Genomic DNA, 25189 nt, shown 5'->3' with positions numbered 1-25189 from the left:
ATCGTCTGCGTGTTCGAATGTCTGTTCCGCATGAGCTGAAACATAAGGTAAATATTTCTATTGACTGAAATTCGCATGGCCGAGATTATTGCTCAAGCTTTCTCCAGAATATCGTATGCAGATCCAAGCATCGGTTGAAACGATGCTTGTCAGTCCTCTGCACGACGAGCCGGCCGCGTCGCTTCGTGCGCGCGGATGCGGCGGCCGGAAAGCGCCGTGACAGGCCGCTCGGGATGCGCGGTCCGTGAAGGTGGAGACCTCTCAAGTGACAAGCCGCCGTCATCGCTCGATGCCCGATTTCGAGGACCGGAAGGTCGTCGACCACTACATGGACCGGCTCGATACGCAGGGCGTGTCGCGCCGCGACTTCCTGGCCCTCGCCTCGGCCGGCCTGTCGGCCAGCGCTGCGGCGACGGCCCTCGGCCTGCCGAGCGTCGCGGTGGCCGATCCCTCCGGCAAGATCGCCTATCTCGCCTGGAGCGCCAGCACCGAGTACAACCAGCTCGTCAGCAAGGGCGCCGAGGCCGCCGCGAAGGCGCTCGGCCAGAACTACGTCTTCCTCGACGGCCAGATCGACAGCACCCGCCAGCTCAACCAGTTCGAGCAGCTGACGACGACCCGCGCCGCCGGCGGCTTCTTCAACATCCTCGACGGCAGTGCGCTGCGCCGGGTCTCGAAGGTCGCCGAGGACACGAAGACCTATTTCGGTGCGATCTGGGACAGCGTGGCCTGGTACACGCCGTTCGACGCGGGCGATTACTACACGCTCTACGCTGTGCCCGAAGAGGACGACGCGCATCGGCGCGTCTCGGCGGAGGTTCTGAAGGCGGTCACCGAAAAATTCGGCGGCGGCGACGTCGTGGCCCTCACCGGCACGCCGGGCAATTGGTGCGAGGCGGCGCGCAACCGCGGGCGCGACGACGCCTTCAAGGATTTCCCGAAGACCAGGCTCGTCGACACGCTTCCCGGCAAGTGGCTGCGGGAGGAATCCCTGCGGGCGACGGAGGATCTGCTGTCGCGCAACAAGAACATCGTCGGCATCATCACGCAGAACGACGACGAGGCGCAGGGGGCGCTCGCGGCCCTGCGCAATGCCGGCATCAAGCCGGGCAAGGATATCTTCGTCGGCGGTGCCGACGGGACCTCGCTCGGCTCACAGGCGATCAAGCGCGGCCTGCAGACCGCCACGAGCGGCAACAGCCCGGTCTATACCGGCGCGCTCTTCGCCGCCCGCATCTTCGACGTGACCCATGGCTGGCAGCCGCGGGCGGCCGAGCGGCAGCTCTACTGGCGCGCGCTCACGGTCACGCGGGACAATATCGACAGCTATATCGACCGCTACGTCGACAACAAGGATGTCGAGCCGTTCGACTATCGCAAGCTGTCGCATGTCCTGCATCCGAACGACTGGGATCCGCAGGCCGATCTCTACCCGATCGACGTGGAGCACCATTGGCGCGGCTATCCCAAGCCCGACGGCTGGACGCTGCCCAAGGCCTATGCCGAGGCCAAGGCGCGCGGCGAACTGGAGGCGGTGAAGGCCGAGTATGCCGACCGCAACAAAATCAAGTTCGACGGCCCCTCGCCCAACCGCAAGGCCTGACCGCCGCCCGGGGACGGGCCTCTGACCGGAACCCCGAGGCGCGCGATGGGCTCGGGACGTGAGCGGCGCTCGAACAACAGGAAGACGACGGGATCATGAACGATCGACGCGCCGGGCCGCTGTTCGAGGCTCGGGGGCTTTCCATGCGCTACGGGCCCGTTCCGGTGCTCGACGGCATCGAATTCGACATCCCGCGCAACGCGGTCGTGACCTTCGTGGGCGAGAACGGCGCCGGCAAGTCGACGCTGTTCAACATCCTGAGCGGGATCACCGCCGCCCAGCACGGGACGATGCGCCTCGCCGGCCTCCCCTACGCACCGCGGGATTACGGCCGGGCCGCCCGGCTCGGCGTATCCCGCGTGTTCCAGGAGCAGTCGCTCGTCCTCAACGTGCCGGTCTACGAGAACCTGCTCCTGGGCTGGGAGGCAGGCTTCGCACGGGCCGGCCAGTTCCTCGATCGGGGCGCGATGATCGCCGCGGCCGAACGGATCGCCGAGGAGGCGGATCTCGACATCGATGTCCGCCGCCGCACCGGCGCCTACGATTTCTCGAAACGCCAATCGATCGAGATCGCGCGGGCCTGCCTGGCGGGCCGTCTTCTCGGCGGGGTCGAGACGCCCCTGGTCCTCCTCGACGAGCCGACCTCCGCCCTCGACCGCCGCGACGAGGAGGCGTTCTTCCGCCTCGTCGATCGCGTCCGGAAGCGCGGCTCGCTGCTCTTCGTGTCCCACCGGCTGACCGAGGTGCTCGGCGTCTCCGACATCATCTACGTCCTCAAGGACGGGAAGCTGGTGGCGAAACGCGATCCCCGCGCGACGAGCGAGGCCGAACTGCACAGCCTGATGGTCGGGCGGGCGCGGGTGGCCGACTATTATCACGAGCACCGCCAGCGGGTGGTTTCGGAGGCAGAGAAGCCGGTTCTCACGGTGCGGGCACTCGAACGGGCCGGTGCCTTCGCGCCCATCGACCTGCGGGTCCGCCCGGGCGAGGTCGTCGGCATCGGCGGCCTGCTCGATTCCGGGAAGGGCGCCCTCGGCAAGGCCATCGCCGGCATCGATCCGGCCGATGCGGGCACGGTCGCGCTCGGGGACGCGCCCGCCGGCGCGGCGGAGATCGGGCGCTTCGTCCGTGACGGCCTCGGCTACGTCCCGGCGGAGCGGCTGGTGGAGGGGATCATCCCCTCGGCGAGCGTGGCCTGGAACATCTCGCTCGCGAGCGGGGGCGATCTCTTCGCCAATGCCCTCGGCTGGTGGCGCCGCCGCCGGGAGGTGGAGACGGCGCAGCGGCACGTGCGCGGCCTCGCCATCCGCTCCGCCACGCCGGATGCCAGGACCGCGAGCCTCTCCGGCGGCAACCAGCAGAAGGTCGTGCTCGCCCGCTGGCTCTGCCGCTCCCTCAAGGTGCTGGTGCTCGACAATCCGACCCGCGGCGTCGATGCCGGCGCCAAGGAGGAGATCTACCGGCTGATCCGGGATCTCGCCGAGCGCGGTGTCGGGATCGTGCTGATCACCGACGAACTGCTCGAACTGATCGGGCTGTCGAACCGCATCCTGATCCTGCAGCGCGGGCGGCTCGTCGCCGACCTGCCGGCCCCGGCCGAGGCCAAGCCCCGGGAGCAGGATCTCGTCGCGCTGATGCTGCCGCAGAGCGGCGACGCGCCCGCCTTCGCCGCCTGACACCGGCTGATCCGGAGACCCATGATGACCGCCGAGACCGTCCGTCTGACTGCGCCCGCGTCCCGGAGGTGGCTGTCCCTTCCAAAGGTCGACAGGAGCGTGGGGCTGCCGATCGCCGTGGTTGTGCTGCTCGTGACCTTCTTCTCCCTCGCGACCGAATCCTTCGCGACCTGGCGCAACTTCACCGCGCTGAGCGGTCAGGCCGGCGCCCTGCTGATCGTCTGCCTCGGGGGCAGCTTCATCATCCTGATGGGCAGCATCGACCTTTCGGTCGGCGCGATCGTGCTGTTCGTCGCCGCCGCCAGCGTGCAGATCCTCAACCACACCGAGATCGGTGGCGGGATCTTCTTCGTCGCCGCCGCCATCGGCGCGGGTCTCGGCCTCGTCAACGGCCTCGTCTACGCGGTCGGCCGGGTTCCGTCCTTCGTCGTGACCCTCGGCACGCTGTCGATCTTCAGCGGGCTTGCCCTGCAGATCCTCCAGGGCCGCGCCATCCAGTTCGATCTGCCGGGCTTCGAGGAGATCGCCATCGGCCAGCTCGTCCCGCGCCTGCCCAACATCGCCCTGTGCGCGCTGCTCGCCTGGGGCGGCGCGGTCCTGGTCGCGAACCGCACGCGCTTTGGCCGCTACATGGCCCTGATCGGCGGCGGCGAGACGGTGGCGCGCACCGCCGGCATCCCGGTGCGGCGCTACAAGATCTACGCCTTCGCCCTGGCGGGCCTGCTCACCGGCATCGGCGCGATCCTGATCGTGGCCCGCCTCGGCGCCGCCGGCCCCTCGGTCGGGCAGGATCTGCTGCTGAGCAGTCTCGCGGCGATCGTGGTCGGCGGCACCTCGCTGGCGGGGGGCGTCGGCGGCCCGCACCGCACCCTGATCGGCGTGCTCATCATCACCATCATCGACAACGGCCTCAACCTGATGGGGGTGAGCCAGTATTCGCAGATGGTCGTGAAGGGCGCCGTCGTCATCGCCGCGGTGCTGGTGAGCCGCGAGCGCTCCCTCGCCGCCCTGGTGAAGTGAGGCGACCCGCCATGACCAAGCGGCTCATCCTCAACGGCTTCTCGATGAACGCCGTCTCCCACGTCTATCACGGCCTCTGGCGCCGCGAGGACACGCGCCAGACCGCCTTCAACGATCTCGCCCCCTGGGTCGAACTCGCCAAGCTCCTGGAGAAGGGCCGCTTCGACGCCCTGTTCGTGGCCGACGTGATCGGCGTCGATCCGGCCTACAAGGGCAGCTGGGACACCTATCTCGAAGAGGCGGTGCAGATCCCGATCAACGATTCCGGCGCTCTCATCGCCGCCCTGATCGGGGCGACGGAGCATCTCGGGCTGACCTTCACCAGCTCGATCCTTCAGGAGCACCCGTTCAACTTCGCCCACAAGGTCTCGACCCTCGACCATCTCAGCCGCGGCCGCATCGGCTGGAACATCGTCACCAGCGTCAGCCACAACGCGGCGCAGAATTACGGCTTCGACCGCATCGTCCCGCATGACGAGCGCTACCGCTGGGCCGACGAATATGTCGACGTCGCCTACAAGCTCTGGGAGGGCTCCTGGGACGACGATGCGGTGCTCAACGACCGGAAGGGCGGCCGCTACGCCGATCCGAGCCGGGTTCACCGCATCCACCATGAGAGCGCGCGCTACCGGGTGCTCGGCCCGCACCTGTCGCAGCCCTCGCGCCAGCGCACGCCGGTGCTGTTCCAGGCCGGCTCGTCCCAGGCGGGCCGCGCCTTCGCCGCGCGCAACGCCGAGGGCACCTTCATCGCCAGCCTCACGCCGGAGGGCGCGCGGCGGCTGGTGCAGGAGATGCGCGCCCAGGTGGCCGCCGCCGGGCGCGACCCGAGCGACCTCCTGTTCATCCAGGGCCTGTCCTTCGTCGTCGGCAGCACCGAGGCGGAAGCGCGGCGCAAGGCGCGCGACCTCGACGCGTATCGCAGCACCGACGGCCTGCTCGCCCATATCAGCCGCGACCTCGGCATCGATCTCGGGCTGCTGCCGCCCGACAAGCCGGTCGACGAACTCGATATCCAGGGCGTCCAGGGGCTGGTGCGCTTCTTCGAGGAGGCCAATCCCGGCAAGCGGGCGACGGTGGCCGATCTCGGCAATGCCTATGCCTACAACACCCGCATCGTCGGCACGCCGGAGAGCATCGCCGACGATCTCGCCCGCTGGCAGGCGGCGGGCATCGATGGGGTCAACGTCATCTATCAGACGACGCCGGGCTCGTTCGTCGACTTCATCGAGCAGGTCGTGCCGGTGCTGCAGGCCCGTGGCTTGGCTCAGACCGAGTACGGTCCCGGTACCTACCGCGAGCGCCTCTTTCCCGGGCGCGGCCCGCGCCTCAACGCACGCCACCCGGCCGCGCGCTATCGCGGGGCTTTTGGTGATGGAAAGGGCGAATCGACTTAGGCGGAATTGAGAAAAATAAAAATATTGGATGATGTATATATTCAGATGCTGTCTGCATCGACGGGAAAATGATCAATTTTGTCTATAGAATGATTTGCAATATTTTATTTTGCCTTCGAGTAGATGGCCGATGATAGCCCCTCAGGACGCCGCATCCGTTGAGGGACTCTCGTCAAGCAGGTTCGGTTCGTGTCGCTGACCGATGCCTGCGAGCGCCTCGAGGACGGGAGGTGCCATGACAACGAGGACCGATCGCATACGGCCCTGGGCGGCTTGGCGCTTCGAGCCTTCGCCAACCCGTCTGTCACAGCCCGGGAACTGGCATGGGCCGTGGACAGCAAGCCGGGTCGAATTCAAGAGCGGTGACGCGGCGGTCGCATGGCGCCCATCGCAGGGTCACGCACGCGTCGTTCACGGTCGGACAGATGATCATGCGCTGGCGGGCAGGGCGCCCATATCCATTTTCAGCGCTTCGATGATCGCCTCACGCCTGCTCGGTGTCATAATCATGCGAATGGCCAGCGGGGCATCCCAAAACACGGTGACTTCCTTCTCTGTCAGCACCGCCCAGAACGTCACCTTTGCGGCGCGGACCTCGAGTACCCGATCCGAGAGCCAGGTGGCCGCGGGTCGCCCGGGCATGAGGACGTGCGAAAGCCGCTCCTCCCATGAGGCGGTATGCGGGGCGAGCCGGGCGTCGATGAGGGCACGGCGGTCACAACCAGCCGGCCATGCGACAGGCAGGCGGCACAGAATTTCCCGGCTCAAATCATGCCTCCCGGGCGACGGCTCATGACCCGTCCCAGGCGCCTTTCGAGACCCAGCCATAGTCCTGCCGTTGCCAGGGTCCCGACGGCGACGACCCCGATGGCCGACAGGCCGGCATAGACGCAGGCGCCGATCAGCACAGTGTTGAGGGCGACGGTCATCGACTTGACCGATGTCTCCTCGCCCTCCGTCCGTCGCACGAAGGCGACGATCTCGCAGAGCCGGGCGAGGTCCGGTCCCGGCAGGCCGATCTGCGCCTTGCTGTCGGCGAGAGCGGCCGGACCGACCGCGATGGGCACGTCGGACTTGGCATGGGGCTCGGCCCCGTGCACGGCATGCAGATGGATGACCCGGTGACCGAGAAGTCGCTGCTGGGCGAGATAGCTCGCGGGCGTGTGCACCGCGCTGCGGACGAAGTGGCGCGAGGCGCCGATGCGTATGGCGAGGTCGTCCCGCCCCTCGTCCCGCGCCGGGCGGAAGAGGACGGTCTCGCGCAGTCCGAGTTTGGCCATGCGCTGTCCGAACTCGCCGGAGCCGAGGCCGGACGTGTCCCACTCCACCCCGTCGTCGAGCAGGATCTCGTCGGCCTCGCGAATCTCGAGGAGCGCACGGAAGTTGCGCACCACGATGCCCTGATCGGCCAGGCGTAGAACGATCTCGGCCGCGGCGATGCGCCGATGCACCAGCACCGGGCTAAAGAAATCCGGCCGCAGCACCGCCTGTGCCAACGGCGCACCACCCGAGAATGCGGCCGAGGCGCCGACGCACAGCATCAGCGGAGTGCTCGCATCCGCAAAGGCCGTGGCCGCCTTGGACCGCGGCGCTTCGGAGAAAACCGTCACTGCCGCTTCGGCCGCTCCCCGGAGGGCGGTCCGGTCCCCGCCCAAGGCGACGGCGAGGCGCTCGAACAGGGCGACCTCCGTCCGGCACAGGTTGCGGCGGGTCAACTTGTCCCAGACCCGGAATAGCCACAACATCAGCGCGGCGGGCAGGTGATCGCCGTTGATGAGGGCGAGCGCAGACAGGATCATCAGGACCGCTGTCGCGTCTGCCCTCCGCTGCCTGAGCTGCCGGAGAGCCTGGCGCGCCGTTGGCCAGGAGGCCGCCGCCAGCACCACGGCACTGATCGGCATAAGCGCCGGGACAATTGCCGCCCCGATGGCGAAAGCGAGATTGGCGTTGATGAGCAGGCCCTTGACCTCCGGGTTGGAGAAGGGCGTGACCACGCGCCGCCGCAGGATGGCCTCGATCGACTCGGCCTCCGCCACGAGGTGGGGAAGGCCGCTCGGGTCGCAGCGCAGGTCGAGGAAGCCACGCCTGGCCGAGTGCCGGTCCATTGCGATCACGGCGCCGCGCCGTTTGAGGAAGCTCGCGACGATCGCAAGCGCAGTCCGGTCGCGCAGCACCCCGTGGCTCAACCGGACCCGGTCGCTGCCAAGATGATGCACGCGCCACGTCGAGAGCGATGGGCCAGACCGCCACAGGGTGACGGGCTCTTCCCAGATGCGTTCCGAGACGTGCCGGAGGAAGGCCGCGCTGCGCAGGCTCTCCCGTTGGCCGGCCTCCCGCATGATCCGGGCAAGATGGTGCATGTCCTCGCCCGAGGCTGCGACCGGACCGGAGAACCGCAATTCGATCCGCGCCGCCGTGAGATCGAAGCGCAGCCCCTCCAGCCGCTCGATCCGAAGGCAGCGGTTCAGGAAGTTTGGCAGGGCCGGACCACAGGCGAGGCGGCCCGTGAGCGGCCCGGTCAGGATGAGGCTGGCCCCCGCCACGCGGACAGAGAGCGGGGCGACGGCGGGGGCGCCGCGGGTCGGCCAAGTCGTCGGCACGGCGGTCGGCATCTCAGATGAAGGCGACGACGAGGGCGGCCAAGCCGAGAAACTTCATGCTCTGGTTCTCGTCGATGTTGATGAGGCCCATCGTCGAGTCGAGCAAGAACGACACCTCTGCAGAGAGCTGCCCGCAATACTCACGCAGGGAGGTGATATCCTTGCCAATGAGCTTAAGCTGGGCCACCGTGTCGGGGCCGGCCCAGTGCCGCCCGTTCGCGATGATGAACGGGATGAGTGTCGACAGCGTCACCGCGGAATCGCGCAGATTGGCGACCAGCGCGTTGCGCCGGCCGAGACGCTGCACGATGCCCTTCAGGTCCCGGAAGCTGATCTTGCCACGGAGGCCCATGGGCCGGGCGAAGCCGTTGCGGGGATGCGCCGTATCGGAAAAGATCTCGGTCGTCAGGGCGTTGAGGTCCTGTTCGACCGTCCGCAGGGTGCTCGCGAGCTGGCCGACGATGGTGTCGAAGAGCTCGACGAGCATGTCGGCCGAGTTGTTGACCCGGGGCAGGCCGCTGCGCCGACGCGGCTCGGCATAGCTGCGGAAGGCTGGGAAATTCCCCTGCCGCATGCTGATCAGGCGCTCGTGGTCGGCGATCAGGCCAACGGGCAAATTCACCGCCACGTCACCCTCGAAGGATGGCAGCCAGCAGATCAGGTTGAGGTCATCCTGCTCCACGAAGATGCGGCTCGATTCCTCGATCTCATGCAACTCGTCCGGGCTGAACAGCTCGACGTTCAGCACCGACGAGACGAGGGCCCTCTCCTCCGGAGTGGCGGCCAAGAGATCGACCCAAAGGGATTGAGCGAGCCGCTGACGCCTCTTCTCCTCCGAAAAGTGATCGAGGGGCTGCAGACAAGTCTCGCCGCGGGCGAAGGTCAGGATCACGACGCGTCGGTCCTCTCGGGTATCCGTCAATACACCACCGAGAGCGCGCCCGAGAAGACGAGGGCCGGGCGGGTGATGGGGGAGACCGAGGCGTGGTCGCCGTAGGTGAAGCCGGTATTGAGGAAGACGCCGCGGGCGACGTGGGTGGAGTAGGACACCGTCAGATTGTTGATGGCGGTGACGCCCGGAATTTTTCGCGAGCGGGCGAGAAACTGGCGCTGGCTGAAATCCGTGTGCGTGTAGACGAGGCTGATGAAGTCCTTCGGGCGGCCGGGAACGATGCCGACGCCGTAGAGGCGGCCCTCGTAATAGCGGTCGGTCCCGTCGACATTCGGGTCGCCCTTCAGGAAGCTGGCGCCGCCATAGATGCCGCGGGCCGGGAAGGCGTCGTCCGTCTTCAGGATCTGGGCATCCGCCAGGACGGCGAAGGCGCTGTTCGAGGCGGTCTCCCGGGTCCCGAAGACGGTGTACGGGCTGTCGTTGTAGAGGACGCCGCCGCGGATCCAGACCGAGCGCTCCTCCGCGCTGGCCGCGCGCTTGTAGCCAACCTCGTTGATGAGCAGGGTGCCCGCATGCGGGGTGCTGAAGCGGAAGCCGGTCGGATTGGCATCGCTCTCGGCCTGCGCCCCCGCCGGGTTGATGCTGCGCTGGATGCCGGACTTCAGGTAGAGGTTGTTCGGTCCATTGAGGCGGATATTGACGCCGGGGGTCGTCAGCGGCGTCCGCGAGAGGCCGAGCTGGTAGAGTACGTTCGCGTTCGGCCCGAGGGTGCCGGAGATGATGTTGCCGCCGACCGATGTGCCGAAGAACTCGTAATTGTTCGCGATGTAGCCGGCTTTGATCTCAAGCCGGCCGTCGAAGAAGGACTGGTAGTAGTTGAGGCGCAGCAAGCTGAAGGCCGAGGGGCCGAACGATTCCCAGGTGGTCGTCAGCAGCACGCCCGCCGCCGTGATCTGGGCATTGGGGATGCCGTATTGGTCGAGATTGAGGCTGACCGAGAGCGAGGTCGAGGAGCCGAAGGTCGGCTTCTGGCCGTTATAGTATTGCGTGCCCGGCGTCTGATGCAGGGTGTCCCCGAAGAAGGAATACGACCCCAGGCCGAGGAAGCCGATCCCGTACTCGGCCAGCGCGCTGCGGATCCCGCCCGTATCGGCGATGACCGATTCGGCTGTGCCCGGGCGCGGCACGATCCAACCCTTCTCCCCCAGCGTATCGAAATATTTGAACGTGTCGCCCCGGGTCCCGGCATCCGCAGGCTTCGCCGACAGCGTCGCGGCAACGGCCGAAGTGGGAACGCCGGCCTTGGAATCCACGCTCTGCGCCTGCACGGCCGCCGTCGCGCACAGATAGGCCAGGGCCGCCCCGCCCGCCTTGCGGCCGCTCGTGATCCTGCGCGTCGCCCCGCCCTCGACGATTCTGCGCGCGGCGAGCGGGAGATGCGGCAGCCGTCGCCACGATGAGAACCGGACCGCCGGCGGGGCGATCATCCCGCAACGGGGGCTCTGTCCGGCGCGGACCCGCCCGGATGCCGGATCGCCCGACCGAAGCGAGGCCTGACGGAGGCGGAAATCTCCCAAGAGCACAGTCGCGAGCTCCCATGAAATGAGTGATACGTGCGCAGATTTGCGATGATGGGCGGCGCAAGTTTGAAATTATACAGAATTTGCTTCGATAAAATCGCCGTTACTCGACGTTATGTTTGATAATCCGAGATTTCAATGGCAAATTTCAATAAAGTTCTGGAAGAAAATCATCTTCCATGATGCGTCGCGGGAAGTTCGTTCTCGCCGACTGGGCGCGGAGATGGGGATCGGGCGGGAGGGTGGCGCCTGCAGCGCAGGCATCTCGTGGACTGTATAATGAATGGGCTTAAAGCTCAGCCGCCAATCGCGTCCGATCTTTCTTTGGGAGATCAAAAATTTGGAACATCATTCTCTTTGATTGCACCGCAAAATGCGCAACTAGATGGATGATAATACGCCGTTCGACGTGATGTGATCCTTACATTGAGCGGTTGGAGGCAGGTCTGTGTTCGAGCCTGCGTGACGAGAGCCCTTCCTGTCGGGAAGGGGCCGTGCTCTGCAGCAGAGCCCAGCATCGATTCGCCAATAGGGAGCAGCCTGCTTGGTGCCTCGTCTTGTCGTTCGACGTCTTGCCACCTTCGCCGTGGTGCTGTGGGCGGTCTATACGCTCGCCTTCCTGATGCTCTACGCCCTCCCGAGCGATCCCGTCGCGCTCATGCTGGAACGGCGGTCCTCCGGGGCGGGGGGAAGCAGCCCCGAGCAGATCGAACTCCTGCGGCTGCGCTACGGGCTCAACGACCCGTTCTGGCTGCGCTACCTGAAGGGCCTGGGCGAACTCCTGCGCGGGGATCTCGGCACCTCGTTCCAGTCGGGACGCCCGGTCCACGACCTCCTCCGCGTCGTCGCGCCCAACACCCTGGCGCTTGCGGGCTCCGCCCTTGCCCTCGCGCTGCCCCTCGCCTTGGCCCTCGGCATCGCGACCTCGTGGCGGCGCGGCAGCCTGGTCCACCGCGTCCTTGCGAACCTGCCGGCGCTGCTCGCTGCCGTCCCGGTCTTCTGGCTCGGCCTGCTCCTGACCCAGCTCTTCGCGTTCCAGCTGCGCTGGCTGCCCTCGACGGGCGGGAGCGGTTTGACCGGCCTGGTGCTACCGGCTCTCACCCTGGCGCTGCCGATCGCCGCCCTCCTGACGGCGGTGTTCGTGCGCAGCCTCGATCAGGTGCAGGAGGCGCCCTTCGTCGCGCTGCTGCAGGCGCGCGGGCTGCCCTGGCACCGCATCTATCTCGCGCATGTGGTGCGCAACGCCCTCCTCCCCTTCGTCACTCTGGCGGGGCTGATGGTTGGCGGGGCGCTAGTCGGCACCGTGGTGACCGAGACCGTGTTCTCGCGGGCCGGCCTCGGCCGGCTGTTCCTCTCCGCCGTCGAGACGCGGGACGCGCCGGTGGTGCTGGCCATCACCCTCCTCGCCGCCCTCGTCTTCACCGCGGTCAATCTTGCGGTCGACCTCCTCTATGCCCGCCTCGATCCGAGGCTGCGCGGCCGCATCGCGGAGGCGCGGGCGTGAGGGCGACGACGATCCTGCTGCGCGAGCCCTCCCGGAAGGGGCGCTGGCCCTGGCTGGCATTTGCCTTCCTGGCCTGGGTCGCGGCGCTCGTCTGCGTACCCTGGCTGCTGGCCGGGCAGGATCCCGCCGCGCAGGATCTCGCCCAGCGCCTTCAGCCGCCCTCTCCCATCCATCTCTTCGGCACGGACGCCTTGGGGCGGGACCTGTTCAGCCGCGTCGTCCACGGGGCGCGCGCGAGCCTGGTCACCGCCGTGGTGGCCCTCGTCTTCTCCTTCGGTCTCAGCCTGCTGATCGGGCTGACGGCCGGATTCCTTGGCGGCCGGGTCGATCGCGTCCTGATGGCGATCATCGACGTGCTGCTCGCCTTGCCCTCGCTCCTGCTCTCCCTGCTCATCGTCTCCGGCCTCGGCACCGGGCCGGTCCATCTCGGCCTCGCCGTCGGGCTCGCCTCGGTGCCGGCCTTCGCCCGGGTGACGCGGGCGGAGGTGCTGCGCATCAGCACGCAGCCCTTCGTGGAGGCGGCGGCGGGCTATGGCCTGTCGCGCTGGCGCATCCTCCTGCGCCACATCCTGCCCCATGCCCGCACCCCGCTCCTGACCCTCGGGGCGCTCGAACTTGCGACCATGGTCCTGTCCGTGTCGGCCCTGAGCTTCCTGGGCTACGGCACGCGCCCGCCGGATCCCGAATGGGGCAACCTCATCGCGGAGGGACGCGAGCATTTCGCGACCGCTTGGTGGCTCACGACCCTGCCGGGGCTGGTCCTCGCCGGCGTCGTCCTCGCCCTGCACCGGGTCGCCCGCGCCTCCGGCCTTTCCGGCGCGGGGCTCGCATGAGCGCGGGGCGGTCGATGGGCGGCGAACGGACGGCGCCGCCTGTGCTGCGGCTGAGCGGGCTGAGCGTCACCTATCCGCACCCCCGCGGCACCGGGGGCGGCCCGGTGCTCGACGATCTCTCCCTGCTCGTGCCGGCGGGAGAAACCGTGGCCGTCGTCGGCGAATCCGGTTCCGGCAAGAGCACGCTGCTGCGCGCGCTCCTCGGCCTCAATCCCGCCGATGCCGCGGTGACCTGGCGCCGGCTCGAGTTTCGCGACCCCGCCGGGGCGCTGCGCCGCGTCGACGACGTGCGCAGCCTGCGCGGGACAGGGATCGGCATCGTGCCGCAGGATCCGGTCCGCTCCCTCGATCCGCTGATGCGGATCGGCGCGAACTTCGCCGAGCTCCACCGCCATCGGCTGGGCCTCGCCGACACGGCGGAGAGCCGCGCCCGAGCGGCGGCGGCCCTCGCTGCGGTCGGCATCGACCGCCCGGAGGCGCGCCTGGCGCAATATCCGCACGAGCTGTCGGGCGGCCTGCTCCAGCGCGTCCTCGTCGCCCTCGCTCTGGTCGGCGACCCGCAGCTCCTTCTCGCCGACGAGCCGACCTCCAACCTCGACGCGACGGTGCAGAAGCGTGTCCTCGACCTCCTCGATGGGCTGCGCGCCGAACGCGGCCTCTCGCTCCTCCTGGTGACCCACGATATCGCGGTCGCCGCACGGCGGGCCGACCGCATCCTCGTCCTGCATAGTGGGCGCATCGTGGAATCGGGGCCCGCTGCCGCCCTCCTCGCCGATCCCCGCACGGCCTATGCGCGGCACCTGATCGAGAGCGTGCCGGGTCGGCTGCATCGCGGGAGCGGCCCGGCGGCGCAGGCCCCGACGCCGGTGGTTCTCGAAGGCCGGAACCTGCACAAGGCCTTCGGCCGCGGGGGGCAGCGGATCGCGGCGGTGACGGATGTCGGCCTGCGCCTCCACCGGAGCCGGACACTGGCGATCCTCGGCGAATCCGGGGCCGGCAAGTCGACCCTGCTGCGCCTCCTGGCGGGGCTGGAGCGGCCGGACCGGGGACGCGTGCTCCTCCACGGGCGGCACGAGCCCTGGACGCGGAGCGGCCGGGCCGCCTTCCGCCGGGATCTCCAACTCGTCTACCAGAACCCTGCCCGCAGCCTGAACCCCGCCTACACGATCGGCGACAGCATCGCCGAGCCGCTGGAGGCCAACGGCATTGGCACGCGGCGCGACCGCCCCGCGCGGGTGCTGCGCCTCCTGCGTCAGGTCGAGTTGCCCGAGGCCTTCGCGGAGCGGCGCCCCTCCCAGCTCTCGGGCGGCCAACTCCAGCGCGTCGCCATTGCCCGCGCCCTGGCGCTCGAACCCGCGATCCTGGTGCTCGACGAGCCGGTCTCGGCGCTCGATCAGGCGGTGCAGCTCGCCCTGCTCCAGCTCCTGCGGACGCTGCAGCACCGACTCGGCATCGCCTATCTCCTGGTCTCGCACGACCTCGCCGTGGTGCGGGCGCTGGCGGATGTGGTGATCGTCCTGCGCGGCGGCCGCATCGAGGAGCAGGGGACGGCCTCGGCCGTCTTCGAGGCGCCGCGCAGCGCCTACACGCGCAGGCTCCTGGAGGCCGCGCCGAGCCTCGACCTGCCGAGCTTCGCCTCTTCATCCCCCATGACGGCCGCCCAATGATCCAAACTGCGTGCAGACGCGCCGCCCTCTCGGGAACCGCCCTCGCGGCGATGCTCCTGTCCTCCGGATGCGGGGATCGGGCGGACCCCTCTCCGGCGGAGCGGGCGCATCTGCGCCTCGCCTATGGCTGGTACCCGACCTGCTTCGACTACGCCCAGTCGAATCCCTTCGCCCTGTTCGGCCGCCAGCTGATCGACACGCTGTTGAGCGAGAACCGGGAGACCGGCGCCCTCGAACCCTATCTCGCGGAGTCCTGGCAGACCCTCGACGACGGCAGGACCTACGAATTCATCCTGCGCGAGGGGGTGACCTTCAGCAACGGCGAGGCGCTCGATGCCGAGGCCGTGGCCAGGAACTTCCGGACGCTGTGGACGCTCGCCGAGCAGGGCGTCTCGCCGACCCCGGCCGCCTATCTACGTGGCTTCCTGCGCGCCGAGGCCCTCGACCGGCGAACCGTGCGCGTCGCGTTCAAGGAACCGAATGCCGGCTTCCTCCAGGCCAACACCGAGGGCCAGTTCGGTATCCTGGCGCCCGAGACTCTGGCCAAGACGCCCGAGGAACGCTGTGCGCAGGGCGTGATCGGCAGCGGCCCCTTCGTCCTCCGCGAGGCCGTCCAGGACGAGCGCGTCGAATATGTCCGGCGCGAGGGCTATGCCTGGGCGCCCGCGACCTATGGCCGGCAGGGGCCGGCGGCCCTGGAGCGGGTGACGATCCGGATCGTGCCCGAGGAAAGCCTGCGGGCGGCGGGCGTCCTCGCCGGGGAATACGATCTCGCCTATTCCATCTACAAATCCGGCGTCGCCCAGGCGGCGGGGCAGGAGGCCGTCCGCATCGTCACCGCGCCCAATCGCGGCGTCGTCAACAGCTTCGTGGTCAACACCGCAGACCCGGTCCTGTCCGATCGGGCGGTGCGCCGGGCGATCCAGCACGGCATCGACCGCGCCCCCCTCGTCAGTGCCTTCTACGGCGATGGCGTCGAGGCGGCGAGCGACGTCGTCTCCCGCGGCCACCCCTTCTACGCCGATCACAGCGACCTCCTGCGCTACGACCCGGACCGCGCTCGCCGCCTGCTCGACGAGGCCGGGTGGAAGCCGGGGGCGGACGGCATCCGCGCGAAGGACGGGCGGCGGCTCGAGGTCGGGCTGACCTTCGTCAAGGGCACGATCGGCTCCCTCCAGGTCGGCTGGGAATACGTCCAGAACCAGCTCTCGGCCCTCGGGATCGCCTTGGTGCTGCGCTCCGTCTCCCTGGCCGAGCAGGCCGACATCCGGACCTCCGGCCGCTGGCAACTCGCCGTTCTCCAGGGGGCGAGCCGGGGCGACGCGGACGGCATCGCCTCGTTCTATTCGACGGCGCTGACCGTCTGGAAAGGACAGGCGCCCCGTCCGGAGGTTGATGCCCTGCTGGAGCGCCAGTCGACCACCGTCGATCCGCAGGAGCGGCATCGGATCGTCGAGCTTGCCGTGCGCAGGATCCTCGACGAGGGCGACGGCATTCCGCTCTTCGACTCCGCGCAGGTGCTGCTCGTGTCGAAGCCGGTCCAGGGGCTGAGCTTCCCGCTCAATGCCTGGGAGCCGATCCTCTACCGCGTCGAGAAGGCGGAGGAATAGGTCCATGCCGGTCCAAGCGCCCCGCCCGCCCGCATCGACCGATCCGATCCTCGTGCTGAACGCGCATTTCCTCCCCTCGAGCCATGACTGGCGCAGCGGCCGAGATGACGGCCGCGATCCCTATCGCCTCGACACCTATCTGCATCAGGCGCGGGTGGCGGCCGAGGCGGGCTTCGACATCCTGTTCCAGGCCTATTTCTCCGGTGTGAACCGGGGACGCGTGCGGGCCGGGCCCTGGTCTCCCCCCTTCGAGCCGTTCCAGCTCGCCGCGGTCACCGCCGCCGCCGTGAAGGGCATCACGTTGATGCCCACGCTCTCGACCCTCCACACGCATCCGTTCACCGCCGCCCGGCAACTCGCCTCCCTCGACCGCATCAGCCGTGGACGGGCCGCGGTGAACCTTGTTTCCTCCTTCCGCTCCGGCACGGCGCTCGGTGCGCGGCGGACAATCGACCCCAGCCGGCGCCACGCCCAGACCGAGGAATATCTCGCCTTGCTGCGCGCCCTCTGGGCAAGCTGGCCGCCGGATGCCCTGGTGCCCGATCGGGCGGGCGGGCGCTTCGTGCGGGACGACGCGATCCGCGACCTGGGGCATGAGGGGGACTTCTACGAGCAGGATGGCCCCCTCGACCTGCCGCCCTATTCCGCGTCCTTCCCGCCGCTGATGATGGCGGCCGGCTCGCTCGGCGGCCTACAGCTCGCCGTGCGCGGCGGGGATTACGTCTTCGCCGCTGCCCCGACGCTTCCCGCCGCGCAGCGGCTGCGCCGGGCCCTGCACGCGGAGGCGCGGGCGGCCGGGCGCGACCCGGACGCGGTGAAGCTCGTCCTCGGCGCCAATTTACAGATCGCGGGCGCCAAGGAGGCTTCGACGCCGGTCGCCCCCTCGGACGCGGCGCTGGCTGCGCTCGCCCGTGGCCTCGCGCAGGACATCCCCGCCCTCGGCCTCGAAGCCCTCTCGCTGGACGACTCCCTCCCCGTCCTTTTCCCGTACGACGCCGAAGAGACCCTGCGCCGCTTCGGCTTCCGCGCCTCCGGCTTCTGGGAGCAGGCCGCCTGCCCCTCGCAGAGCCTGCGCGGCTTCCTCGCGGCGGTGGCGGCTCAGGGGGAGCACGCGGTCTTCCGCGGGCCCGCCGCGGGCATCGCTGAAACGATGCGGCGCTGGATCGAGGAAGGCGGGACGGACGGCTTCCAGTTCATCCAGGGCAACGATTTCGCCGCGCTCTGCGGGACGATCGTGCCGGTTCTGCGCGGCGCACGACGCTCTGTAGAGGGCATGATGTTCTCGGGTGATCTGCTGCACGCGTGACGTTGGCTTTGGTATACAGAGAAATACAGTAAAATATTTTATAGATTCAATCGAGGCATTACTATAATAGTAAAGAACAAAAAGCAGTTGCTTGCGCGAATTTGTCTGTCTCGAGCCGTCAAGGCGCCGATATCCGAGCGTCTTGCGGTCGCCTGAGGCATGGCGCGCGTCATGGCAGGGAAGGAGGTCTGACAGTGACATCGCAACCTCTCGGCTCGTCCTCGCAGGCAGCGTTCCACCCGCCGCCGGCTCCCTCCGACGGGACCCGCCTCTGGCGGCGGCGGCTGTTCGAGGCGGAGGCGGGCCTCACCCGCTTCGTCGCCGAAACTCGCGCCGGCGCGCAGATGGAGCAATTGCTGCGGACGAAGCGGGCGATCTTCGAGCAGCTGCCCGAGCGCGAGGACGAGAGCGAGTGGAAAGCGGCTTTCTTCCGCGGGCAGGCCCTGATGGAGCGCTTCGTGGTCGAGAGCTTCGGCCTGGAACAGCTCGCCGCCTGGGCTGCAGCCAACAGCACGATCTACGCGGCGGTCGATGCGGAACCCAAGCACGACGCCACGGTGCCGCTGCGCAGGCTCGACGAGCAGGCCTCGCTCTACGATTCGCAGAAGGAATGGATCGAGTATGGCAGCGATCAGTCGACCCTGCGCATCCGCCACTGCGCGATCTGGGATTACCGGGAGCTGGCCCGCAAGCGCGGCGTCCAGCTCACCCTGAAGGCGCCCTGCGAATACTGCGTGCCGGCGGTGACGGCCATGATCACCAACAAGGGCCTGCACGCCACCCATGAGCTGACCGAGAACGAGGAGGGCCAGGGCTGCATCTGGACCGCCTCCCATGTCCGGGTCAGCTGAGCGGCGGCGCAGGCACCCGACGATGTTATCGACCAACCTTGAAGGAGGCAGCATGGCAGCCGGCGCGCTCGACGCTCGACATCTCCACGCTCGCTACGACGAGATCTCGCCCCTGCGGCAGGCGCGTGACATCGAGCCCGTGCTCGCCATGGTCGCACCCGCCACGCAGGACCTGCTCGACATCGGCTGCGGGACCGGCGAGCTGCTGGAGCGTGCGGCCCGGCAGGTGAAGGGCCTCAACCGGCTGGTCGGGATCGATCTGTCGGACGAGCGGGTCGGCATCGCCCGCACCAAGCTCGCCGCGTTGCCCATCGAGTCCGAAGTCCACGCCGCGGATATCCGACAGAGCATTCCGCCGGTCGGGACGTTTGACTGCATCGTCATGATGTCGGTGATGCACTGGCTGCACCCGGTCGAGGCCGATGTATTCCGGGGCATCGGCAGCCATGCCAATCGCAAGGGAACCTTCGTGTTCTCCACCTACCATCCCCTGCCGGACGAGAACGATCTGGGTGGAACCGACGCGCTGGTGCACGGCGCGTTGCTGCGGATGGGATGGTCCCCCGAGGCAGCCGAGGCGTTCTTCGCTGATCCCGACCACCTGCCGATCTCGAAGCGGACGCGGCCCAAGCACGAGATCAAGGTCCTGCTCTCTCCGTATTTCGAGATCGACCGCGTCGTCGACCGGCTGGCCGAGATGCGGGCCGACAGTGCGGAACAATACCTGACGTACCACAAGGCCACGTTCGGGACCTATTACGCGGGCCGGTTCTCCGGGGAGGAACGGGACCTGTTCTTCGAGGCGCTCGGGGCGGAGGCCATGGCCCGCATGGCGCGCGACGGTCACGTCACGGCTATGCCGGTGCGGATCTGGCGCTGCACCAACGCCCTCGAGAAGCGAATCGACGTGGTATGACACGTCGCGACAGCCCTTCGCCGGGCGCTTGGCAGGCTGCTCTGTTCCCGCTCTACGCGGCCCTGTTCCTGTTCGGAACGGAAACCTTCGTCATCGCGCCCATCCTCCCGCTGATCGCCTCCGAGATCGGCGCCTCCCTGCGGGTGACGGCCTCCGCGGCGGCGGCCTACGTCGTCGCCTACGCGGTGCTGGCCCCGTTCCTGGCCTATTTCTCGGATGCGGTCGACCGGCGCGCCACGCTGATCGCCGGCTTGTTGATCTTTGTCCTGGGCAATGTCCTGGCTGCCTCGGCGCAGAGCCTCCAGGGCTTCGTCGCCGCCCGCGCCCTCAGCGGCCTCGGGGCGGCGCTGGCAGGTCCCGCCATCTGGTCCGCGATCGTGGCCCTGGCCCCGGCGGAGCTCCGCAGCCGGGTGGTCGGCTTCGGCATGGCCGCCTTCTCGATCGGGCAGGTGGCCGGCGTGCCGGCGGGCGGGGCGCTGACCGCCTCCCTGACCTGGCGCGCCGTATTCCTCGCCATCGCGGCCGTGACCGTACTCGCCAGCCTCTGGGTGGCGGCGCTGTCGAAGCGTTACGAGAGCGCCGCCGACTCCGCCCGCGGGCAGCGATTCAGCGTCGTCTCGATCTGGCGGAACGACGTCGCCGCGCGGACCCTCGTCCTGACGGGTCTGTTTCACGCCGCCAATCTCGGCGCCTATGCCTATATCGGCGCGCTGTTCGCCTCCCGCTTCGCGCTGGACGCGCAGGCGATCGGGGTGGTCGGCGTCTCGGTCGGCGCGGGCAGCGTCCTCGGCGCCTTTCTGGCCGGACGGCTTGGCGACCGCGCTCGCCAAGCTCGGGGGTCGGAAGAGGGGCGGCTGCCACTCTGGTGCGCCCTCCTGGCCGCGTCGCTGATCGCAACCTTCCTCGCGCCGACGCTGCTCCTGGCGCTCCTGTCCCTCGGCCTCTGGTTCGTGGCGAGCGGCGCCTACGTCACCGACAGCCAATCCATCGTCACGGGCTCGTCCGCCGCGTCCCGCGCTCTCGCCAGCGCCTGGAACACGACAGCGATGCATGCGGGAACGGCGATGGGCGTGTTCCTGCTCGGCGTCTTCGCCGGAAACTGGCTCCCATTCTTCGGCACCGCCGCCTGCCTCGCGATCATTGCGCTCCTGTTCAGTTTCTTCGCGACCACGGGTGCCTGTCGGATTCCTTGTCGATTGTCTCGACGTTGACCGCGACCGGATCTGTAGGGTGGTGAGGTCGGGCACCGCAATGGCGGCCTGCCCAGACGGCCAAACCCCTTCGCCTCGTATTCAACGTCGCTACCGGCGTCGTGCCGCCCACTGATCGGCGGGTCGAGCTTCATGCTGTCATGGGACGCGTCCGATGCGACGCTGCGGCCTGCGGGCGGAAGAGTCTTCGCCGAGCGAGTCCTCCGCCCGTCTCCTCGTTCCATCACACCCAGCTTCAAGCCGGATTGTCGATGCGCGTTGAGCGTTCGCAGCGACTTGGCAGGGAGATGGTGGGCCCGGCAGGACTCGAACCTGCAACCAGACCGTTATGAGCGGTCGGCTCTAACCATTGAGCTACAGGCCCTGCGCTCTGGGAAACGCCCTTGTGAGATACCCGACGAAGCCGGTTTCGTCACCCCAGATTCCCTCTCGTTACCTCCCATTCCCGTGCCATGCTCGTGCCCTAGAACAAACAGGGAACATAGGTCCTCCTGCAACGTTGGGGCGTGGGTATGCGGGTAACTGCCCGAGCCGGACGACGAGCGCCTGGCCCGCCTCCCCCAATCGGTGCCCGGCTTCCGGCAGCCAGGCTCGACGCCGACCTGTGGGGAGGCCGACGTGAAGGTTTTCATCAGTTCGCTCATTACTGGGCTTGAGACGATCCGCGCCGCGGCCCGGGCCGCCGTCAAGGGCCTCGGCTACGAGCCGGTCATGGCCGAGGACTTTGGGGGCCGTCCAACCTCGCCGCAGGTCGCGTGCCTTGACGGCGTCAGGCAGTCCGGCCTCGTCGTCCTCATCCTCGGCAAGGACTACGGCTGGAAGCAGCCCTCCGGCATCTCGGCCACCCACGAGGAATACCGCGAGGCGCGCGAGAGCCGTCCGGTCCTCGCCTTCGTGCAGGAGGGCGTCGACCGCGACCCGGACGAGAAGGCGTTCGTGCAGGAGGTGCAGGAGTGGGCCGGTGGCTTGTCCGGGGTGGCTTCACGACGGCTGAGGACCTGCAGGCCAAGATCGGCCGGGCCATGCACGAGTACATGATGTCCCGCGCCGCCGGGCCGGTGGACGAGCGCTCCCTCCTCGAACGCGCCCTGTCGCTGTTGCCGGAGGAGCGCCGCAATTACTCCACCGGCGTCCGGCATCTGGCGATGTCGTTGGCCTGCGGCCCCGCCCAGTCGATCCTGCGACCCAGCCAGATTGAGGAGCGTGCCCTGGCCGAGCACCTCGCGCAATCGGCGCTGTTCGGCCCGGCACGCATCCTCGACCGCGGGAAGGGGAGCCAGGAGGCCGTCGAGGACGGCACCCTCGTCCTCCGGCAGGGGGATGAGACGTCGGTCACCCTGTTCCCACAGGGCGACCTGCGCCTCATCCTGCCGCTGCCGCGGTCAGATGACATGATGGGTGGGGTCATCGAGGAGGATGTCGCCGCACTGCTCGGGCAGGTGCTCCGTTTCACCGCCGCCACCCTCGACCACGTCGATCCAACCCAGCGGCTCACCCACATCGTTCTGGCGACCTCGATCACCGAGGGGCGCATGATGGTATGGCGGACGCGCCGTGAGGCGACGCAGAGCCGGGGCTCCGTGAGCTTTGGCTTCGACCGTGACGAGCCCGGCCGGGTCCACCTGACGCCGGCCATGCGGACGCGCGCGGCCCTGCGGCACGACGAGGCGCACCTTGTCGAGGACCTCGTCACCCTCCTGCGCCGGGAATACCGCAGCAACTCGGACTGACGTCCGCCGATGCTGGTTGCCCGCGGTGGTGCGACATCGAAGGAGATCACCCTTGAAGCGCCTCGCCATCTTCCTCGACGGGACCTGGAATACCCTCGGCAACAACACCAACGTCTGGCGGCTCAAGTCGCTGTGCGATCCGCTGGCCGAGCGCCAGATGGTCTACTACGGCCAAGGGGTCGGGACCCGCTTCGGCGAGAAGGCTCGCGGAGGCCTCGCCGGCTACGGGCTCGATAACGAGATCATCGACGCCTACACTTGGCTCGCCCAGGCCTACGACGAGGGTGACGAGATCTTCATCTTCGGCTTCAGCCGGGGTGCCTACGCCGCCCGCAGCCTGTCCGGGCTGATCGCGAAATGCGGCGTTCTCCGTCCCGGGGCACCCCTTTCCATAGAGCAGCTTTTCGCCCGGTATCGACGGGCTGACGAGAGGACGATCCGGAAGCTTCGGGCAGGCGACGGTAGTCCCCCAAAGGACATCGAAGAGCGCTGGCTGCTCGCCCACACCATCGTGGCGGACATCAAGTTCGTCGGCGTCTGGGATACGGTCGGTTCGGTCGGCCATCCCCTGATGACCATGAAATCCCGGGTGAAGCGTTACCGCTTCCTCGACACCCACCTCCGCAAGGCCAACCTCCATGCCTTCCATGCGGTGGCTCTCGACGAGCATCGCAAGTCGTTCGAACCCACGTTCTGGACGGTCACCACCCCGAATGGCGCGCCCGCGACGTCAGGCCGGACGCTCGACGAGGTCGAGCAGCGCTGGTTTGTCGGCGCCCATGCGAACGTCGGTGGCGGCTATCCGAGCGACATCCTCGCTCAAGCCCCTCTGCGGTGGCTGATGGACAAGGCCAACCTCCACGGGTTGGCGTTCCGCGCGGACTTCGAGACGGACCCCGTCGATCCGGCGGCGCCGATTGCCGATTCCTATGCGAACTTCACGCCGTGGTGGCTGCGTGCCGTCAGCAAGCCGTTCCACCGAGCCGGAGGACCACCGGCAGCTACAGGCACTAAGTTTACGACGTCGAGGATAAACGAAACCATCGACGGGTCGGTGTCCGACCGCTGGCGTGGCAACACCGATTACAGGCCGCCGGGACTTCAGGCTTGGGCTAGAGCGGTTCCCGCCTACGTAGCGACGGCCAAGTCGTTGTCGTAGCCGGCGGCGGCGAGGCTGTTGCGGCACTCGTCTGGGGTGAAGCGGGTGAAGGCGTGCCGGATGGCGTCCCAGAGGTCTGGCAGGGTGCGGGCGGCTGCGCTCCGCAGCAGGGCTTTCAGCTTGGCGAAGATCTGTTCGATCGGGTTGCACTCGGGGCTATAGGGCGGAAGGTAGAGCAGCCGGGCGCCGGCCGCCTCGACCCGCTCGCGGATGCCGCTGACCTTGTGAGCTTGCAGGTTGTCGAGGATCACGATGTCGCCGGGCCGCAGCACCGGGCCGAGGCGGTTGGCGACGTAGTCGCGAAAGCGCTGGCCATTGGTAGCGCCATCCGCGAGGTCGAAGGCGCACAGGCCGGTGGTGCGCAGGGCGGCGGTGACAGTGGTCGTTTTGTAATGGCCCTGGGGCACGAGGAGCCGGCAGCGCTCGCCGCACGGGGCGCGGCCGTAGCGGCGGGCCATGTTGGTGGCGGCCGCCGTCTCGTCGAGGAAGACGAGCCTGTCGGGGTCGCGGTCAGGCTGGGCCGCGAACCACGCTTCACGCGCCGCCTTCACGTCGGCCCGCTCCTGCTCCGTTGCGTACAGCGCCCCTTTTTACGGGTGATCCCATGGCGAGCGAAGAAGCGTGACAGCCCGCTCGTGCTGGTCTGCACGCCCTGCTCGGCCAGGGCGTCGCGCACCTCACGCAGGAAGCGTTCGGGCTGGGCCTCGTCGAGGGAGAGGATCAGATCCGCATGCGCCTCGATCGCCGGCAGGCGGTCGTCGCCGTGTGTCGGTTTGGGGGCGGCGTGACCCTGCTGCGCAAACCGTTGCGACCAGCGGCTGGCGCTCGACACGCTCACCCCGAACCGCGCCGCCGCCTGATGGAAGGAAGCGCCCTCTGTCACGGCCGCCACGACGCGCTCGCGCAGATCGACAGACAACGGTGAAGGCATCGCTGGATCCTTCACCGGTCAACGCTCCAGCCACCGTCCTGTCGCAACACCGCCGGGAACGGCTCTAAACCGGGTGTCTGCGAAACCGGAAGCAGGCCGATACCGAGAGCGTGCTGCGCCACCTTCCGATTTGCCTGGCGCACCACGACGGTCTTCCCCCTCAGCGCGCAGTGGGCTACCGCTCGCCGCGCGCATTTATCAGCCGATCAAACCAGGAGGTCCGGGTCAGTTTCAAAGGGAAAACACATCGGGCCCGCCTTCGCTCGGTTTAACAAAATTCGCTGCCCATCCATCTGCTACGTACGCCAAGCCAAAAAATGAGAGGTGTTTACCCGCCATGTCAGAAACCTCATCACGGTCAAGCAGACTATCGATTGGATTTAGGCAATCGCGACGTAAACAGTTCGTTTTCGCGCGCGTTGGTGTATAATAACATGGCATGTTTTTCCAGATATTTTATAATATCTATAACTAGCGTTAAATGCATTACTGTATAATGAATTTTATGAAATATATAAATAATATTACTTCAAGCAGAATTTATATTTGTATTTTTCAAAATCATTGATTATTTTGCATAGGCATGTCAGTGACTTTGTATCCTAGCCGTTGACAGCATCCTCAGAAATGCAATCTATAATTGAAATTTGACCTCATGTTGCCCCTCTCCGCATTTCGATAGGAATCAAGTTCGGCTCAATGTATG

General features: G+C 67.8%; 20 protein-coding genes, 1 tRNA gene and 1 pseudogene. 16 read left to right on the top strand and 6 right to left on the bottom strand.

Annotated features, from left to right (window positions below; all coding sequences use genetic code 11):
• Positions 1-265: 265 nt before the first annotated feature.
• From MMB17_RS03055 to MMB17_RS03035, 5 genes and pseudogenes are all read left to right on the top strand, one after another.
• On the top strand, positions 266-1603 hold the full coding sequence (locus tag MMB17_RS03055) for a sugar ABC transporter substrate-binding protein (RefSeq protein ID WP_241101033.1): 1338 nt from the start codon (positions 266-268) through the stop codon (positions 1601-1603).
• A gap of 95 nt (positions 1604-1698) precedes the next feature.
• The gene (locus MMB17_RS03050; protein WP_241101032.1) at positions 1699-3279 is read left to right on the top strand and encodes a sugar ABC transporter ATP-binding protein; all 1581 of its coding nucleotides are present in this window, start codon (positions 1699-1701) and stop codon (positions 3277-3279) included.
• 99 nt (positions 3280-3378) lie between these two features.
• On the top strand, positions 3379-4299 hold the full coding sequence (locus MMB17_RS03045) for an ABC transporter permease (protein ID WP_241101031.1): 921 nt from the start codon (positions 3379-3381) through the stop codon (positions 4297-4299).
• Between the two features lie 11 nt (positions 4300-4310).
• The gene (locus MMB17_RS03040; RefSeq protein ID WP_241101030.1) at positions 4311-5693 is read left to right on the top strand and encodes an LLM class flavin-dependent oxidoreductase; all 1383 of its coding nucleotides are present in this window, start codon (positions 4311-4313) and stop codon (positions 5691-5693) included.
• 186 nt (positions 5694-5879) lie between these two features.
• Positions 5880-6059, top strand: a pseudogene (locus MMB17_RS03035) (hypothetical protein); the annotation flags it as partial.
• Positions 6060-6122: 63 nt separating this feature from the next.
• Here the strand turns inward: MMB17_RS03035 and MMB17_RS03030 are convergent.
• From MMB17_RS03030 to MMB17_RS03015, 4 genes are all read right to left on the bottom strand, one after another.
• Entirely contained in the window at positions 6123-6461 is a 339-nt protein-coding gene (locus tag MMB17_RS03030; RefSeq protein ID WP_241101029.1) for a hypothetical protein, read from the bottom strand.
• Positions 6458-8032, bottom strand: coding sequence for a hypothetical protein (locus MMB17_RS03025; RefSeq protein WP_241101028.1), 1575 nt, complete (start codon positions 8030-8032; stop codon positions 6458-6460). Before MMB17_RS03025 ends, MMB17_RS03030 begins: the two co-directional genes overlap by 4 nt.
• Positions 8033-8306: 274 nt before the next feature.
• On the bottom strand, positions 8307-9185 hold the full coding sequence (locus MMB17_RS03020; protein ID WP_241101027.1) for a CorA family divalent cation transporter: 879 nt from the start codon (positions 9183-9185) through the stop codon (positions 8307-8309).
• A 26-nt stretch (positions 9186-9211) separates the two neighbouring features.
• A complete protein-coding gene (locus tag MMB17_RS03015; RefSeq protein ID WP_241101026.1) occupies positions 9212-10672 on the bottom strand; it encodes a carbohydrate porin in 1461 nt (486 codons plus the stop codon).
• Between the two features lie 640 nt (positions 10673-11312).
• Here MMB17_RS03015 and MMB17_RS03010 point away from each other — a divergent pair.
• The 8 genes from MMB17_RS03010 to MMB17_RS02975 all read left to right on the top strand — a co-directional run bounded on the left by MMB17_RS03010 (position 11313) and on the right by MMB17_RS02975 (position 20663).
• A complete protein-coding gene (locus MMB17_RS03010) occupies positions 11313-12269 on the top strand; it encodes an ABC transporter permease (protein ID WP_241101025.1) in 957 nt (318 codons plus the stop codon).
• Positions 12266-13102 carry an ABC transporter permease gene (locus MMB17_RS03005; RefSeq protein WP_241101024.1) on the top strand — a complete coding sequence of 279 codons (837 nt, stop codon included), beginning with the start codon at positions 12266-12268 and terminating at the stop codon, positions 13100-13102. Before MMB17_RS03010 ends, MMB17_RS03005 begins: the two co-directional genes overlap by 4 nt.
• Positions 13103-13116: 14 nt before the next feature.
• Positions 13117-14769, top strand: a complete 1653-nt coding sequence (locus tag MMB17_RS03000; protein WP_241101023.1) for an ABC transporter ATP-binding protein — start codon at positions 13117-13119, stop codon at positions 14767-14769.
• Positions 14770-14819: 50 nt separating this feature from the next.
• Entirely contained in the window at positions 14820-16379 is a 1560-nt protein-coding gene (locus tag MMB17_RS02995; RefSeq protein ID WP_241101022.1) for an ABC transporter substrate-binding protein, read from the top strand.
• 4 nt (positions 16380-16383) lie between these two features.
• Positions 16384-17685, top strand: coding sequence for an LLM class flavin-dependent oxidoreductase (locus MMB17_RS02990; protein WP_241101021.1), 1302 nt, complete (start codon positions 16384-16386; stop codon positions 17683-17685).
• 194 nt (positions 17686-17879) lie between these two features.
• The gene (locus MMB17_RS02985) at positions 17880-18536 is read left to right on the top strand and encodes a hypothetical protein (protein ID WP_241101020.1); all 657 of its coding nucleotides are present in this window, start codon (positions 17880-17882) and stop codon (positions 18534-18536) included.
• 52 nt (positions 18537-18588) lie between these two features.
• Positions 18589-19452 (top strand): class I SAM-dependent methyltransferase, encoded by an 864-nt coding sequence (locus MMB17_RS02980; RefSeq protein WP_241101019.1) that lies wholly within the window; start codon positions 18589-18591, stop codon positions 19450-19452.
• Positions 19449-20663: an MFS transporter gene (locus MMB17_RS02975; RefSeq protein ID WP_241101018.1), complete on the top strand. Its 1215-nt coding sequence runs from the start codon at positions 19449-19451 to the stop codon at positions 20661-20663. The genes MMB17_RS02980 and MMB17_RS02975 overlap by 4 nt, the downstream gene beginning before the upstream one ends.
• 288 nt (positions 20664-20951) lie before the next feature.
• Here the strand turns inward: MMB17_RS02975 and MMB17_RS02965 are convergent.
• Positions 20952-21027 (bottom strand) — tRNA-Ile (locus tag MMB17_RS02965).
• 254 nt (positions 21028-21281) lie between these two features.
• Between MMB17_RS02965 and MMB17_RS02960 the strand changes: the two genes are divergently transcribed.
• The 3 genes from MMB17_RS02960 to MMB17_RS02950 are packed head-to-tail and all read left to right on the top strand — an operon-like array spanning position 21282 to position 23552.
• The gene (locus MMB17_RS02960) at positions 21282-21701 is read left to right on the top strand and encodes a DUF4062 domain-containing protein (protein ID WP_241101017.1); all 420 of its coding nucleotides are present in this window, start codon (positions 21282-21284) and stop codon (positions 21699-21701) included.
• Positions 21617-22393: a hypothetical protein gene (locus MMB17_RS02955; RefSeq protein ID WP_241101016.1), complete on the top strand. Its 777-nt coding sequence runs from the start codon at positions 21617-21619 to the stop codon at positions 22391-22393. Before MMB17_RS02960 ends, MMB17_RS02955 begins: the two co-directional genes overlap by 85 nt.
• A 52-nt stretch (positions 22394-22445) precedes the next feature.
• A complete protein-coding gene (locus MMB17_RS02950) occupies positions 22446-23552 on the top strand; it encodes a DUF2235 domain-containing protein (protein WP_241101015.1) in 1107 nt (368 codons plus the stop codon).
• On the opposite strand, the gene MMB17_RS02945 is transcribed toward MMB17_RS02950, so the two are convergent.
• Positions 23522-24483 (bottom strand): IS630 family transposase gene (locus MMB17_RS02945; protein WP_241099727.1). Its coding sequence is split into 2 segments (ribosomal slippage): positions 23522-24132 and positions 24132-24483, totalling 963 coding nucleotides; the frame shifts between segments, so codons are not numbered across the junction. The two genes, MMB17_RS02950 and MMB17_RS02945, sit on opposite strands and share 31 nt — an antisense overlap.
• Between the last annotated feature and the right edge of the window lie 706 nt (positions 24484-25189).

Origin of the sequence: Methylobacterium organophilum, assembly GCF_022533465.1 — a bacterium.
GTDB classification, from domain to species: Bacteria; Pseudomonadota; Alphaproteobacteria; order Rhizobiales; family Beijerinckiaceae; genus Methylobacterium; species Methylobacterium organophilum.
The sequence above is the reverse complement of the archived record's forward strand: the minus strand, read 5'-3'. Positions and strand labels throughout refer to the sequence as shown.

What these genes read in the sequence shown, in the direction of transcription:
- MMB17_RS03050 (WP_241101032.1), top strand. Translation starts at nt 1,699, where the DNA reads ATGAACGATCGACGCGCCGGGCCGCTGTTCGAGGCTCGGGGGCTTTCC.
- MMB17_RS03040 (WP_241101030.1), top strand. Translation starts at nt 4,311, where the DNA reads ATGACCAAGCGGCTCATCCTCAACGGCTTCTCGATGAACGCCGTCTCC.
- MMB17_RS03025 (WP_241101028.1), bottom strand. Translation starts at nt 8,032, where the DNA reads ATGCGGGAGGCCGGCCAACGGGAGAGCCTGCGCAGCGCGGCCTTCCTC.
- MMB17_RS03015 (WP_241101026.1), bottom strand. Translation starts at nt 10,672, where the DNA reads ATGATCGCCCCGCCGGCGGTCCGGTTCTCATCGTGGCGACGGCTGCCG.
- MMB17_RS03000 (WP_241101023.1), top strand. Translation starts at nt 13,117, where the DNA reads ATGGGCGGCGAACGGACGGCGCCGCCTGTGCTGCGGCTGAGCGGGCTG.
- MMB17_RS02995 (WP_241101022.1), top strand. Translation starts at nt 14,820, where the DNA reads ATGCTCCTGTCCTCCGGATGCGGGGATCGGGCGGACCCCTCTCCGGCG.
- MMB17_RS02990 (WP_241101021.1), top strand. Translation starts at nt 16,384, where the DNA reads ATGCCGGTCCAAGCGCCCCGCCCGCCCGCATCGACCGATCCGATCCTC.
- MMB17_RS02980 (WP_241101019.1), top strand. Translation starts at nt 18,589, where the DNA reads ATGGCAGCCGGCGCGCTCGACGCTCGACATCTCCACGCTCGCTACGAC.
- MMB17_RS02975 (WP_241101018.1), top strand. Translation starts at nt 19,449, where the DNA reads ATGACACGTCGCGACAGCCCTTCGCCGGGCGCTTGGCAGGCTGCTCTG.